The sequence below is a fragment of the Mycobacterium malmoense genome, assembly GCF_019645855.1.
Lineage (GTDB): Bacteria > Actinomycetota > Actinomycetes > Mycobacteriales > Mycobacteriaceae > Mycobacterium > Mycobacterium malmoense.
This window is the reverse complement of sequence record NZ_CP080999.1, coordinates 4,516,837-4,530,020: the sequence shown is the minus strand read 5'-3', so window position 1 is coordinate 4,530,020 and position 13,184 is coordinate 4,516,837. Positions and strand designations below refer to the sequence as shown.

Below are 13,184 nucleotides of genomic sequence, written 5' to 3'. Positions count from 1 at the left end.
CACGCCAGCAGCGGTGGATTATCTGTAAACTCCCGAGAATCCTTCACGGATAAGACATTTGCCGCGCATGCTCAGCCCAGCTGGCCGCGGGCCCAATCCATCGCCGTCTGATATTGGTCGGTGCACAGCTCGCTGGTCGCGGCCCCGATGATCGCCCCGGCATCGCGGTTGGTGAAGCCACCACCGTTTTGAAGCGCGGAGAACACCGATGGAAGTGGTTGGCCGTCGCGTAATTGGTCGCATACGGAGCGTCCCCACGCGAGCGCGTCGGATGGCGAGACGTAGCTGACGTGGCTTCTTTCCAGACGCGTCAGGAATTCAGGGTCGTCGGCGCGGGCGGGTGCGGCCAGGGCAACGGCTGCGGCGAGCGCCGTGGCGAGCGTTAGCGTTCTCAACATTCCCACCCCTCGCGACGGTGGGTTATGGCTTGCGCGGATGGTGGCGCCGTGGGCGTCACCGTCGGCGAACGGGTAGTTGATGGCCATCTTGTGGCACTCCTGATGGTGTGAAGCGGTGATTAGCGACCCAGGACGCGTTGTTTTTGCTCGACGAACTCTTCGTCGGTCAGGATTCCCCGGTCGCGGAGTTCGGCGAGCTCGCGCAGCTCGGCGGCGATTCCCGTTCCGGCGCCCCCCGGTGAGGTCTGCGCTGGTTCGAGCGGTTTGCCTGTGCTGGCCCCGACGCCTTCACGGTGGCCCAGACCGGCCGCGCCGCCGAGGGCGCGGCCGGCCATGCCGGCAAGGGCCATGTCGCTGAACGTGTTACCGGCGGACCCCGTCAACGCCTGCGGGGCGGCGCTAACACTGCTTATCGGCAATGCCGCGGCGAGCGGGCGGATCGCCGTTGGAGCGACGGCGGCCCAGCGCTGGGGCACCGACAGCGCCCCAATCGACGACGACTGGCCCAGGCTTGCATTGGCGATCGCACCGCCGAGGCCCACGGAGCGCAGTCCGCCAAGATCTCCGGGTGCGCCCCCGCGGATGAGTCCCTGGGCCTCCTCACGCACGAGCCGTTCCTGGTTGGCTGCCGCGTTCCTCAGGTTGGTGCTGACCGAGTTCGCCGACATCGTCGCGCTCGTTGTCGACGTGCTCATACCCCCCAACGAGGCGAGCGGGCCAAAGTACGACGGAATCGAGGTCAGCGAGGGCAACGACGACGCCGAGGAGCCCGATCCACTCGCCAGGCCCAACAGCCCCGACAAGGGCGACGCCGACGACGTCGACGAGGCAAGACCCTGCAGCGCTTGTGGCACCGCGGACATCAGGTGTGGGCCCACCGACATGACGTGGGATACGCCCGATCCCGCCCCGGCTGCGGCGGCGTGGGCCACCGCGGCCGCCTGACCGGCCAACCCCGCCGGATTGGTCGTTGACGTCGGCGCCGAAAACGGCGTCAAGGCCGCGGCGGTCGCCGAGTGGGCGGCATAACCGATCATCGCGGCGACGTCTTGAGCCCACATCTCCATGTAGTGCGCCTCGGTCGCCATGATCGCCGGGATGTTTTGCCCCAAGAAATTGGTCGCAACCAGCGCCATCAACAGGCTGCGGTTGGCCGCGATCAGCGGCACAGGCACCGTCACAGCGAAGGCGGTCTCGTAAGCCACCGCCGCCGTCTTGGCCTGGGTGGCGGCCTGCTCGGCCTGCGCGGCCGCCGTGATCATCCACGCCAGATAAGGCCCAACGGCCGCCGTCATCGACACCGACGCCGGCCCCAGCCACGGCCCACCGGTCAGCCCCGAGATCACCGATCCGCAAGATGCCGCCTTGGAATACAAGTCGGCGGCCAACTCGTCCCAAGCCGCCGCGGCGGCCAGCATCGGGCCCGAACCGGGCCCTGCATACATCCTGCCGGAATTGATTTCCGGCGGTAACACCGCGAAGTCCATCTCGCTATCCCCTCCGAGGACGTCAGTTCAATGTGACGGCATTGGCGGCCTCGGTGGCCGCATACGATCCAGCACTGGTAGCCAAGGTGGTGACCAACAGTTGGTGCAGCACCGCCGCCTCGGCAGCGACCGCCTGATACATCGCGCCGTGAGTGGCAAATTGCAGCGCGGTAAGCGCTGAAACCTCGTCGGCGGCAGCGGGCACCACGCCCGTGGTCGGGGCCGCAATCGCCGCATTCTGAGCAGCCATCGCAGACCCAATCGCCTGCAAGTCGAACGCCGCCGCTGACAACATTTCCGGTTGTGCGGTCACAAAAGACATGGATCCTCCCCTTTCGCTTTAAGGCAGATCGAAAACTGTGGCTGACGCTGGCCAAACGACCCGAATTTCGGTCGGACACCTTTACCAAATCGAAGTTCGTCAAAGGTACTGTCGCGTAAGCACTTTCGATAAAGACCGTGATTGGCCCGTGAGATAATGCGTGGCCTGATACCCGCGCGCTGGGCTATCGGCTATCGCGACGGTTATTTTCGGCGATTCCCGGGCGCGGGCGGATTATCTACGATCTGATCGTCAGCCCGATTGCTGGAGCGAGTCATCGCCATGGTCAAGCAACCTGACGTCGACGGCATCCCGAATGCGGCCAGCATGCATAAAACCGGGAAAAGAGAAGCAAGAGCACAATGCTGAGCATCACCATCCACCCACTTTCTACTGCGTATGAGTAGAAGCCATTAGCCGGGATGGCCTTTCAAGGCGGTGCTTCATCGCCTAATGCCAAAGATAGCATGCGGTCGAACCGCCGTCGATAGCTCATATCCGGTTCTGCGGCACAAGATGTTTGGCGTTGCGGAATCCGAGCCGGATCGACGTTCTCGCAGCCGTGGCGCACCACGATCCGACCCGTATCGTGTTTACCCTTCGGTGCGGCGATCTTTGGTGGGCGAGAGTGTGCCGCTCATCCAGCTGTCAGGCAGACCACCAGTAGGCCAAAGTTTCAGTCGCAGAACGTTTTTCGAGCCAGACGCTTCAGTCTTCCGCGTGCCGCTCGTAGTCCCATCGCTCCAGGCGCGCTTGCAAGTGCATCAGGCCGACGCCGACGAGTGGCGCGGCCGCCGCGATGCAGACCAGCAGCAGCGAAGTCATCTCACAACCTCCAAAAACCTTTCCCTGATAGGACGATCGTCCGCGACCAGAAGTTCATTACGGTTTCACCCGCCCGCGACGGCGCGGTCCGCCAGCGCGCCGATCACGGGTGCCAGCAGTCGCGCGTATTCGGTCGTCACGTGGTTGTCGTCGCGGAACACCAGGGTGTTGCCGACGATCACCGGGCAGCGGTCCGGGGTGCAGAACAGCTCCGTCAGGTCGGCGTAGTGCCCGCCGCCGCCGGTGGTCGCCGCCCGCTCGGCGACGACGCCGCCGTCGTCGACCGCGACCGGGCGCGCAGGCGCGCAGGCGGTGGCGTCGTCCAGGTGTGCCGACAGGCACGCGGGCACGGAGCCGTGTGGATCCGGGGCCGGCCCGAGGACCAGAACGGTCGCGCCGTTGCCGCGCAACCGTTTCACGGTGTCGGCCAGGGTGCCGATCCACGCCGGGTCGTAGGACACAAAGCCGAAATCCCCGCCGTAGCGCCGGCTCATGTCCAGCACGACCAGCCGCGGGTGTTCGGCCGTCAACCGGGCCATGATCTGGCCGCGCCACTGTTCGCACTCGGTGTATTCCCGGCCCAGGTACGGGCTGGTGATGCGCAGCTCCTGCAGCGGGCAGGTCACCTTGGCCAGCGTCTCCAGCCGCCAATGCCGCTGCTCGGCGAGCTGCTGGAACGCGGGCTGCCACATCGCGGCGTGCGAGTCGCCGACCAGGGCCACCGTCGTCGGCGAGGCGGTGTCGCCCGTCGCGCACTCGGGTTGGCCGACATCGCGCCACGACCGCACGCAGCCGTTGACGAAGACCGCCGCCTTGTCGGCGGGCGCCGCGGCAAGCGGCGGGTCCAGGTTGGACGGCACGGCACGCAGGCCCGCGGACCCCGCGACCGCGTCGCGCGCCTGCTGGACCGTCGCGTCTTGCGGGCCGACGGCGGGGGCGTTCGCCGGGGGCAGCGCGACGATGTTGGCCTTGGGCGCGGCCGTTCCGTGCCCCGCCGGCGCCGGTACCACGTTCAGCAGCAGCACGCACGCGCACGCGGTGGCCGCGCTGGCGGCCCCGGCCACGGCCAGGCTGGCCTTCGCCGACCGGCGCAGGGCGGCCGCGAATCGGCCGGGATTTTCGACCAGATGCAGCGTGAGCACCGCGAGTCCGGCCGAGACGACGACCGCGGCGAGCCGGCCCGGCAGGCCCGCGGGCAGGCCCAGCAGCGGTGGCATCAGCAGCAGCACCGGCCAGTGCCACAGGTACCACGAGTACGACACCCGGCCGATCGCCCGCACCGCGGGCCGGCACAGCACGCGACCGGCCCCCAGGCCGCCGGTGACGCGCCCGGCGCCGATGATCAGGGCGGTGCCCAGCACGGGCAGCAGGGCCGCCGTGCCGGGGTACGGGGTGCCGGGTCCCAGCTGGGTGCAGGTCAGCACGATCAGGCCCAGACCACCCCATCCGGCGATCGCCGCGGCTAGCAGGGGCAGCCTGCGCCATTGGCGAATCGACAGGGCCACCAGACCGCCCGCGGCCAGCTCCCAGGCGCGGGTGGGCAGCGAGAAGAACGCCCAGGGCGGCGACGTGCGGGTCCACACCACGGCCGCCGCCAGCGACGCCGCCGCCACGCACCCGAGGACGACGGCATACGGCGTCGCCCGCGATGCGGTGCCGCCGCGCACGCGGCGCGCCAACCACGCGGTACCGATGATCAGCGCCGGCCACATCAGATAGAACTGCTCCTCGACACCCAGCGACCAGTAGTGCTCGAACGGCGACGGCGGGAGGTCGGAGGCCAGGTAGTCGGTGCCCTGCATGGCGAACCGGTAGTTGCCGACATACGCCGCACTGGCGATGCCGTCCGTGAAGACGCTTCGCGCCTGCAACGGCGGCAGCACCACGGCCGCCCCGATCGCGGTGGCGACGCCGACGGCGGCCGCGGCCGGCAGCAGGCGGCGGGCGCGGGCGCCGTAGAAGCGGCCGAGCCGAACGGCATCGGTCGTCGTGACCTCGCGCCAGAGCAGCCCGGTGATGAGGAAGCCGGAGATGACGAAGAAGACGTCGACGCCGATGTAGCCGCCGGTGACGCCCGGTATGCGCGCGTGGTAGAGCACGACGGCGATCACGGCGACGGCGCGCAAGCCCTCGATGTCCGGGCGAAAACCCGCTTGTCGCGGCGGGGGCACCACCCGCTTGCGGGGGAGGCTGTCGTTGTCGGGCCGCCGGACCTTCATCTGCCCCGGCTAGGACGCCATCCAGGCGAGCTCGCCGGGCAGCTGCGCCCGCCAATAGTCCATGTCGTGCCCGCCCGCGGAGAAGCTGCCCGCCGGTGGCTTTTTCAGCTGGTTGACGAATTGACGTGTGGCGAAATAGAAGCGGTCGCCGGTGCCGCAGTCCACCCGCAACGGAATCTGTGACAGCGCGGGGACGCCCAGCACGCTGTTTTGCACCCAGTCGTCATAGCTGTCGAACGCGCCGGGGGCGCTGCCGGTGAACGAGGTGAACAGCGCCGGGCTGATCGCGCAGATCCCCGCGGTGCGTGACGGGCCCAGCTTGGCACCCAAATGCAGTGCCCCGTAGCCGCCCATCGACCACCCCATAAGGCCCACCCGCGAGGTGTCCATACCCATTGACGACAGCATAGGCAGCAGCTCTTCGAGCACCATCGCGCCGGAGTCCGCGCCGGACGCCCGCCGGTGCCAGTAGGAGGTGTTGCCGCCGTCGACGCCCACCACCGCGAACGGCGGCTTGCCCTCTTTGACCAGCCGGGCGAGCCCGTCCTCGACACCGCAGTCGAGCATCATGTTCGCGTTGCCGTCCTTGCCGTGCAGCGCGATCACCGGGCGCAGCAGCCCGCTCTCGGGGGTGTATCCCGGCGGCAGCGCGATCACCCAATTGGTCTTGACGCCACCGCGGGCCGCGGACACGAACGAGCCGGTGAGCTTGGTCGGCAGGCTGCTGCCCGCCTTCGGCTCGAACGGCGCGGGAGCTTGCGGCGGCGCCGCCCACGGCTCCAGCGGATCCAGTAGCGCGCTCAGCGCCCACACGCCAGCGGCTGCAGCGCTGGCACCGGCGCCCATACGCAGTACCGCACGACGGTTCAGGTCAGGCACGAGCGACATAATGCCGCGCCGGCCGGCTTTTATCGGCCCAGCCACGCCGTATCGCAAGCATTGTGATTTAGCGTTGACGAAGAGTTGACATTCGGCCCGCGGGACGCCGAACACCCGTCCTTCGACCGCGCCGCGATGAACCGGTTCGTCGAGCACGCCAAACCCGCGGAGTGGCAACCGAATTCATGCCGGGAGCCAACCGTTCCCAGGCTCACGCTCAGGCCCCGATAACGCGGGTTCAAACTCGACGCGGCCCGCGCCAGCCCTCAAGGCGCCCGATCCGATCTCGGAGGTTTCAACCCTCGCACGCCGGGCCGATCTGCTGCACGATGCAAGGAGACTCGAAAGGGAGCGTGGATGAGCCTGGCGTTTCATTGGTTTTTGCCGACCTATGGGGATTCGCGAAACCTGATCTCGGGTGGGCACGGCACGGCGATGCACGGCGACCGGCCCGCGACTCTGCGGTATCTGCACCAGATTTGCGCGGCGGCCGAAGACAACGGCTTCGAGGCGGTGCTCACGCCGACCGGATTGTGGTGTGAGGACGCCTGGTTGACGACGGCGATGCTGATCGAGGGCACCGAGACACTGAAATTCCTGGTCGCGTTCCGGCCCGGTCTGCTCAGCCCGACCCTGGCCGCGCAGATGGCCGGGACCTTCCAGCGGCACTCGGGTGGACGGCTGCTGCTCAACGTCGTCACCGGCGGTGAACCGCATGAGCAGCGGGCCTACGGGGATTTCCTGGACAAGGAGTCGCGGTACGCCCGCACCGCCGAGTTTCTGCATGTGGTGCGGCAGCTGTGGACCTCGCGGGAGCCGGTCACCTTCGCCGGGGACCACATTCGCGTCGACGACGCCCAGCTGAACAATCCGCCGGAGCCGATACCCGCGGTGTTCTTCGGCGGATCGTCGGCATCCGCGGGCCCGGTCGCGGCCAGGCACTCCGACGTCTACCTCACCTGGGGTGAGCCCCTGAAGGCGGTCGGGCAGAAGCTGGACTGGATCCGCGGGCTGGCCACCGATGCCGGCCGAATTCTGCAATACGGCTTGCGGATTCACGTGATCAGCCGCGACACCGCCGCCGAGGCATGGGCCGAGGCCGACCGGCTGCTCGCGGCCGTCGACCCGGCGGATATCGAGCGGGTGCAGGCCAGCCTCGCACGCAGCGAATCCGACGGCCAGCGCCGCATGCTGGAGCTGCATGGTGGCAGTAGCGGCCGGCTGCTCGTCGCGCCTAACCTGTGGGCCGGGGTCGGCCTGGTCCGTGGGGGAGCGGGCACCGCCCTGGTGGGGTCGCACGCCGAGGTCGCCGAACGGCTGGCCGAGTACGCCCAACTGGGCATCACCCACTTCATCCTGTCGGGATATCCGCACCTGGAAGAGGCCTACTGGTTCGGCGAGGGCGTCCTGCCGCTGCTGGAGCGGATGGGGTTGTGGAGACATCCCAACCGTCGGTCGCACCCGGCACCGGCGACGCCGTTCGCCGTCGCCTCGGCGCACTAGCCGCCACCAGGACTGGGCGACTGACCCGGGCGAGGGGGCGACCCGGCTGCTAGCGTCCGCTCATGCGGCGCACGCAACGCCGGGTGAATTCCCGGCCCGAGGCGGATGGCCACAGTGCGCCGGCGGAACCCGTAACGAACACCACTTCGCATCTGCGCCAAGGGCTTTCGCAGCGGCAGCTCAGCATGATCGCCCTCGGCGGCGTGATCGGCGCCGGCCTGTTCATCGGGTCTGGTGTGGTGATCAAAGACACCGGGCCCGCCGCGTTCCTGACCTACGCACTCTGCGGGCTGCTCATCGTCCTGGTGATGCGGATGCTGGGCGAGATGGCGGCCGCCAACCCGTCGACCGGGTCGTTCGCCGAGTACGCGGCCAACGCGCTGGGTGACTGGGCGGGGTTTTCGGTTGCCTGGCTGTACTGGTACTTCTGGGTGATCGTGGTCGGGTTCGAGGCGGTCGCCGGCGGGAAGGTCCTCGACTACTGGTTTCACGCGCCGCTGTGGCTGCTCTCGCTGTGCCTGATGGTGCTGATGACCGCGACGAACCTGTTCTCGGTGAGATCCTTCGGCGAATTCGAATTCTGGTTCGCCGGAATCAAAGTCGCGACGATCGTGGTCTTTCTCGTCGTCGGCGCGGCTTTCGTCCTCGGGTTCTTTCCGGGCCGTGACACGGATTTTTCCAACCTCACGTCCCACGGCGGGTTCTTCCCCAAAGGCGTCGGCGCGGTCTTCGCCGCCATCGTGGTGGTGATCTTCTCCATGGTGGGCGCCGAAATCGTCACCGTCGCCGCCGCGGAAAGTCGCAACCCGCAGCTGGCGGTCCAAAAAGCGACGAGGTCGGTGGTCGCGCGGATCGGAATCTTCTTCGTCGGATCGGTCTTCCTGCTCGTCGTGATCCTGCCGTGGAACTCGGTGGAGCTGGGCGCCTCGCCGTACGTCGCCGCGCTCAAGCACATGGGTCTACCCGGCGCGGACCAGGTGATGAACGCGGTGGTGCTCACCGCGGTGCTGTCCTGCCTGAACTCGGGCCTGTACACGGCGTCGCGCATGCTGTTCGTGCTCGCCGACCGGCGCGCGGCGCCGGTTCAGCTGATCAAGCTCAGTCCGCGTGGCGTCCCGTATGTCGCCATCGTGTGCTCGTCGGCGATCGGCTTCGGCTGCGTCGTCATGGCGTGGGTCGCGCCCGGCACGGTGTTTCTCTTCCTGCTCAACTCGTCGGGCGCCGTCATCTTGTTCGTCTATTGGCTGATCGCGCTCTCGCAGATCATCCTGCGCCGCCGGACGCCTCCAGAGAAGCTGCGGGTCAAGATGTGGTTCTTTCCAGTGCTGTCGATTTTCACCCTCGCCGGAATCACCGCCGTGCTGGTGCAGATGGCCTTCGACCGGTCGGCGCGCAGTCAGCTCTGGCTGAGCCTGCTGTCCTGGGCCGCGGTGGTTGGGCTGTACGTCGTCGCCAGGAGGCGGCGCGGACGACTCCGCCGCATCACCCCGTCTTGGTGAACAGCACCGCCTGTTCGAACGGCAGACGTGCGAAGACCCGCCGGCCGCGGACGACATGCGACGCCGCCTCGGCCTTGCTGACGACCTGCGGGTCGGCGATGCCGAACGTCTTGCCGTTGCGGCGCATCCGCCCGCCTCCGGCCACGGTGAGGTTCTTCAGCCAGTCGCGGTCCGGGCCGTAGCTCAGCAGGACCGCGACGCCGGGCTTGCCGTCGACGGTGGCGCTGAACGCATTCACCGGTGTGCGGTAGGGCTTTCCCGAGCGCCGTCCGACGTGCTCGATGATGGCAAACGACGGGGCCCAACCGGCCCACAGGCGCTGAATCGGGTTGGTGACGTGCCGGTTGAACCGGGCGAGTCCTTGGGGAAGTTGCATACCGCCATCCAACTCGTCGGCCCCGGCGCACTTCAAGACGTACCAACTCTTACACCCTGTAGTTGAACGCGCCGCGGAGGCTGGGACACTGGTCGTCATGGGTAGCACCGACCAGATCGGCACGGCCGTGCGCGCCTCGGCCCGGCTGTTCGAGGACGCCTGCGCGGTCATCCCCGGCGGCGTGAACTCCCCGGTACGCGCCTTCACGGCGGTGGGCGGCACCCCGCGCTTCATCACCGAGGCCCGCGGCTGCTGGCTCACCGACGCCGACGGCAACCGCTACGTCGACCTGGTGTGCTCGTGGGGTCCGATGATCCTGGGCCACGCGCACCCGGCCGTCGTCGACGCCGTGACCAGGGCCGCCGCCTCCGGCCTGTCGTTCGGGGCGCCGACGCCCACCGAGAGCCAGCTGGCCGCCGAGATCATCGGGCGGGTGGCGCCGGTCGAGCGGATCCGGCTGGTCAACTCCGGCACCGAGGCGACCATGAGCGCGGTCCGGCTGGCCCGCGGCTTTACCGGCCGGGCCAAGATCGTCAAGTTCTCCGGCTGCTACCACGGCCACGTGGACGCGTTGCTCGCCGACGCGGGTTCCGGGGTGGCGACGCTGGGCCTATGTGACGACCCGCCGCGCCCGGCTTCGCCGCGCTCGCGATCGTCACAGGGCTTATGTGACGACCCGCCGCGCCCGGCTTCGCCGCGCTTGCGATCGTCACGGGGCCTGCCGTCCTCGCCCGGGGTGACCGGCGCGGCCGCGGCCGACACAATCGTGTTGCCCTACAACGACATCGACGCGGTGGAGCAGGCGTTCGCCCGGTTCGGCGACCAGATCGCCGCGGTGATCACCGAAGCCAGTCCCGGCAACATGGGCGTCGTCCCGCCCGGGCCCGGATACAACGCGGCGCTGCGCGCGATCACCGCCGGGCACGGCGGGCTGCTGATCGTCGACGAGGTGATGACGGGTTTTCGGGTCAGCCGGAGTGGTTGGTACGGAATCGATCCCGTCGACGCCGACCTGTTCACCTTCGGCAAGGTGATGAGCGGCGGGCTGCCGGCCGCCGCGTTCGGCGGGCGGGCCGAGGTGATGGAGCGGCTGGCGCCGCTGGGGCCGGTGTACCAGGCCGGCACCTTGTCGGGCAATCCGGTGGCCGTGGCCGCCGGGCTGGCCACGCTGCGCGCCGCCGACGACGCGGTCTACGCCACACTGAACGCCAACGCCGACCGCCTGGCCACGCTGCTCTCCGAGGCGCTGACGAAAGCCGGTGTGCCGCACCAGGTTCCGCGGGCCGGCAACATGCTCGGCGTGTTCTTCTCCGACACGCCGGTCACCGACTTCGCCGCCGCGCGGGCGAGCCAGACGTGGCGCTATCCGCCGTTCTTCCATGCTCTGCTGGACGCCGGCGTCTACCCGCCGTGCAGCGCCTTCGAGGCGTGGTTCGTCTCGACGGCCCTGGACGACACCGCGTTCGACCGGATCGCCGAGGCGTTACCCCTTGCGGCCCGTCGGGCCGCCGAGGCCGCCCGGCAGGGGGGATCCTGATGGCCGAGCAAACCCGCGTCCACGTGGTGCGCCACGGCGAGGTGCACAACCCCAGCGGGGTCCTCTACGGGCGGCTGCCCGGATTCCACCTCTCCGACAAGGGCAGGGCGCAGGCGGATGCGGTCGCCGACGCGCTGGCTCACCGTGACGTCGTCGCGGTGATCGCCTCCCCGCTGCAGCGGGCGCAGGAGACCGCCGGGCCCATCGCCGCAAAGCACGACCTGCCCGTCGACACCGACCCCGACCTGATCGAGTCGGCCAACTTCTTCGAGGGCCGCCGCGTCGGCCCCGGCGACGGCGCGTGGCGAGACCCGCGGTTCTGGTGGCAGCTGCGCAACCCGTTCACCCCGTCGTGGGGCGAGCCCTACACCGAGATCGCCGCCCGGATGGCGACCGCGGTGGACAAGGCGCGCGCCCGCGGCACCGGCCACGAGGTGGTCTGCGTCAGCCACCAACTCCCGGTCTGGACGCTGCGGCTGCACCTGACCGGCAAGCGGCTCTGGCACGACCCGCGGCGACGCGAATGCGGGCTGTGCTCGGTCACCACCCTGGTCTACGACGGCGACCGCCTGGTCGACGTCGAGTATTGCCAACCGGCGGGCGCCTGACCGCGCCGACGACGATGCAAAGTGAAGCGATGCGGAGAAGCGGCGCCGTGACCATCTGGCGGCTGGCGATGGCCGGGGCGGTGCTGGCGACCCTGCTCGCCGGCTGCTCGGGTCGCGATGCCGTCGCCCAGGGCGGCACCTTCGAATTCGTCTCGCCCGGCGGCAAAACCGACATCTACTACGACCCGCCCGCGAGTCGTAGCCGCCCGGGCCCGCTGTCGGGGCCCGACTTGGCGGACCCGGCGCGCACGCGCTCGCTGGACGATTTCGCTGGCCAGGTCGTCGTCGTCAACGTGTGGGGGCAGTGGTGCGGGCCGTGCCGGGCCGAGATCAGCCAACTGCAGCGGGTGTATGAGGCCACCCGGGAGGTGTCCTCGGTGTCTTTTCTAGGCATCGACGTCCGCGACAACAACCGCCAGGCCGCCCTGGACTTCGTCGACGACCGCCACGTGAGCTACCCCTCCATTTACGATCCGGCGATGCGCACCCTGATCGCGTTCGGCGGCAAGTACCCGACCACCGTTATCCCGTCCACCCTGGTGCTGGACCGCCAGCACCGGGTCGCGGCGGTGTTTCTGCGCGAGTTGCTGGCCGGGGACCTGCAGCCGGTGGTGCAGCGGGTGGCTCGGGAATCCCCTGCGGGTCAGGCCGCGCCCGGACGGGCCGAACTTCAGTGAGCGGCTTCACCGAGATCGCCGCCGCCGGACCGCTGCTGGTGGCGCTGGGCGTGTGCCTGCTGGCCGGGCTGGTGTCGTTCGCCTCACCATGCGTGGTGCCGCTGGTGCCTGGCTATCTGTCGTACCTGGCCGCGGTCGTGGGTGTCGACGAGCGGCCCGAGCCCGGCGCGCTCAAAGCCCCGCCGGCCGCCCGGTGGCGGGTCGCGGGATCCGCGGCGTTGTTCGTCGCGGGGTTTACCGCGGTGTTTGTCTTCGGCACCGTCGCCGTCCTCGGCATGACCACCACGCTGATCACCAACCAGCTGGCGCTGCAGCGGATCGGGGGCGTGCTGACCGTCGTGATGGGGCTGGTGTTCGTGGGCCTGATCCCGGCGCTGCAGCGCGAGGCCCGTTTCGGTCCGCGGCAGTTGACGACGGTCGCGGGGGCCCCGCTGCTCGGCGCTGTGTTCGCGCTCGGATGGACGCCGTGCCTGGGGCCGACGCTGACCGGGGTGATCGCCGTCGCCTCGGCCACCGACGGCGCCAACGTCGCGCGCGGGGTCGTGCTGGTGATCGCCTACTGCCTGGGGCTGGGGATCCCGTTCGTCCTGCTGGCGTTCGGCTCGGCGGGGGCGGTGGCGGGCCTGGGATGGCTGCGCCGGCACACCAGGGCCATCCAAATTTTCGGCGGCGCGCTGCTGATCGCGGTCGGTGCCCTGCTGGTCACCGGGGTGTGGAACGACTTCGTCTCCTGGCTGCGCGACGCGTTCGTGTCCGACGTGAGGTTGCCGATTTGAGCGCGCGAGCAGACGCAGAATCGCACAAAACGGCGCGTTTTGGTGCGATTCTGCGTCTGCTCGCGGCGCTTGGCGGCC

12 protein-coding genes and 1 riboswitch are annotated in these 13,184 nt (G+C 69.2%); of the genes, 6 read left to right on the top strand and 6 right to left on the bottom strand.

Annotated features, from left to right (window positions below; translation table 11 throughout):
• Positions 1–71: 71 nt before the first annotated feature.
• The 5 genes from K3U93_RS20810 to K3U93_RS20790 form a co-directional block, all read right to left on the bottom strand.
• Positions 72–485 carry a DUF732 domain-containing protein gene (locus K3U93_RS20810; protein ID WP_071511209.1) on the bottom strand — a complete coding sequence of 138 codons (414 nt, stop codon included), beginning with the start codon at positions 483–485 and terminating at the stop codon, positions 72–74.
• A 32-nt stretch (positions 486–517) separates the two neighbouring features.
• Positions 518–1,885 (bottom strand): PPE family protein, SVP subgroup, encoded by a 1,368-nt coding sequence (locus K3U93_RS20805; protein ID WP_071511210.1) that lies wholly within the window; start codon positions 1,883–1,885, stop codon positions 518–520.
• 22 nt (positions 1,886–1,907) lie between these two features.
• Entirely contained in the window at positions 1,908–2,207 is a 300-nt protein-coding gene (locus K3U93_RS20800) for a PE family protein (RefSeq protein ID WP_071511211.1), read from the bottom strand.
• Positions 2,208–2,604: 397 nt separating this feature from the next.
• Positions 2,605–2,667: riboswitch (Fluoride riboswitch) on the bottom strand.
• A gap of 430 nt (positions 2,668–3,097) precedes the next feature.
• Positions 3,098–5,251: an acyltransferase family protein gene (locus tag K3U93_RS20795; protein ID WP_071511212.1), complete on the bottom strand. Its 2,154-nt coding sequence runs from the start codon at positions 5,249–5,251 to the stop codon at positions 3,098–3,100.
• Positions 5,252–5,260: 9 nt separating this feature from the next.
• The gene (locus K3U93_RS20790; protein ID WP_071511248.1) at positions 5,261–6,139 is read right to left on the bottom strand and encodes an alpha/beta hydrolase; all 879 of its coding nucleotides are present in this window, start codon (positions 6,137–6,139) and stop codon (positions 5,261–5,263) included.
• A 348-nt stretch (positions 6,140–6,487) separates the two neighbouring features.
• Between K3U93_RS20790 and K3U93_RS20785 the strand changes: the two genes are divergently transcribed.
• Positions 6,488–7,633: an LLM class flavin-dependent oxidoreductase gene (locus tag K3U93_RS20785; protein ID WP_083009834.1), complete on the top strand. Its 1,146-nt coding sequence runs from the start codon at positions 6,488–6,490 to the stop codon at positions 7,631–7,633.
• A gap of 185 nt (positions 7,634–7,818) precedes the next feature.
• Entirely contained in the window at positions 7,819–9,132 is a 1,314-nt protein-coding gene (locus tag K3U93_RS20780; RefSeq protein ID WP_230981707.1) for an amino acid permease, read from the top strand.
• On the opposite strand, the gene K3U93_RS20775 is transcribed toward K3U93_RS20780, so the two are convergent.
• Positions 9,116–9,508 carry a nitroreductase family deazaflavin-dependent oxidoreductase gene (locus K3U93_RS20775; RefSeq protein WP_083009832.1) on the bottom strand — a complete coding sequence of 131 codons (393 nt, stop codon included), beginning with the start codon at positions 9,506–9,508 and terminating at the stop codon, positions 9,116–9,118. The genes K3U93_RS20780 and K3U93_RS20775 overlap by 17 nt on opposite strands.
• Positions 9,509–9,605: 97 nt before the next feature.
• Between K3U93_RS20775 and hemL the strand changes: the two genes are divergently transcribed.
• From hemL to K3U93_RS20755, 4 genes are read left to right on the top strand one after another with little or no spacing between them, the layout of a single operon-like run.
• Positions 9,606–11,045, top strand: a complete 1,440-nt coding sequence (gene hemL / locus K3U93_RS20770; RefSeq protein WP_083009831.1) for a glutamate-1-semialdehyde 2,1-aminomutase — start codon at positions 9,606–9,608, stop codon at positions 11,043–11,045.
• Positions 11,045–11,653 (top strand): histidine phosphatase family protein, encoded by a 609-nt coding sequence (locus K3U93_RS20765; RefSeq protein WP_071511215.1) that lies wholly within the window; start codon positions 11,045–11,047, stop codon positions 11,651–11,653. The genes hemL and K3U93_RS20765 overlap by 1 nt, the downstream gene beginning before the upstream one ends.
• Before the next feature lie 29 nt (positions 11,654–11,682).
• Complete coding sequence (locus K3U93_RS20760; RefSeq protein WP_420915359.1) at positions 11,683–12,330, top strand: TlpA disulfide reductase family protein; 648 nt, start codon at positions 11,683–11,685, stop codon at positions 12,328–12,330.
• Entirely contained in the window at positions 12,327–13,106 is a 780-nt protein-coding gene (locus K3U93_RS20755) for a cytochrome c biogenesis CcdA family protein (RefSeq protein ID WP_083009830.1), read from the top strand. The genes K3U93_RS20760 and K3U93_RS20755 overlap by 4 nt, the downstream gene beginning before the upstream one ends.
• The last annotated feature ends 78 nt before the right edge of the window (positions 13,107–13,184 follow it).

Excerpts from the sequence above, each read along its gene's own strand:
- K3U93_RS20810 (WP_071511209.1), bottom strand. The coding sequence starts at position 485 with ATGGCCATCAACTACCCGTTCGCCGACGGTGACGCCCACGGCGCCACC.
- K3U93_RS20805 (WP_071511210.1), bottom strand. The coding sequence starts at position 1,885 with ATGGACTTCGCGGTGTTACCGCCGGAAATCAATTCCGGCAGGATGTAT.
- K3U93_RS20800 (WP_071511211.1), bottom strand. The coding sequence starts at position 2,207 with ATGTCTTTTGTGACCGCACAACCGGAAATGTTGTCAGCGGCGGCGTTC.
- K3U93_RS20795 (WP_071511212.1), bottom strand. The coding sequence starts at position 5,251 with ATGAAGGTCCGGCGGCCCGACAACGACAGCCTCCCCCGCAAGCGGGTG.
- K3U93_RS20790 (WP_071511248.1), bottom strand. The coding sequence starts at position 6,139 with ATGTCGCTCGTGCCTGACCTGAACCGTCGTGCGGTACTGCGTATGGGC.
- K3U93_RS20785 (WP_083009834.1), top strand. The coding sequence starts at position 6,488 with ATGAGCCTGGCGTTTCATTGGTTTTTGCCGACCTATGGGGATTCGCGA.
- K3U93_RS20780 (WP_230981707.1), top strand. The coding sequence starts at position 7,819 with ATGATCGCCCTCGGCGGCGTGATCGGCGCCGGCCTGTTCATCGGGTCT.
- K3U93_RS20775 (WP_083009832.1), bottom strand. The coding sequence starts at position 9,508 with ATGCAACTTCCCCAAGGACTCGCCCGGTTCAACCGGCACGTCACCAAC.
- hemL (WP_083009831.1), top strand. The coding sequence starts at position 9,606 with ATGGGTAGCACCGACCAGATCGGCACGGCCGTGCGCGCCTCGGCCCGG.
- K3U93_RS20765 (WP_071511215.1), top strand. The coding sequence starts at position 11,045 with ATGGCCGAGCAAACCCGCGTCCACGTGGTGCGCCACGGCGAGGTGCAC.
- K3U93_RS20760 (WP_420915359.1), top strand. The coding sequence starts at position 11,683 with ATGCGGAGAAGCGGCGCCGTGACCATCTGGCGGCTGGCGATGGCCGGG.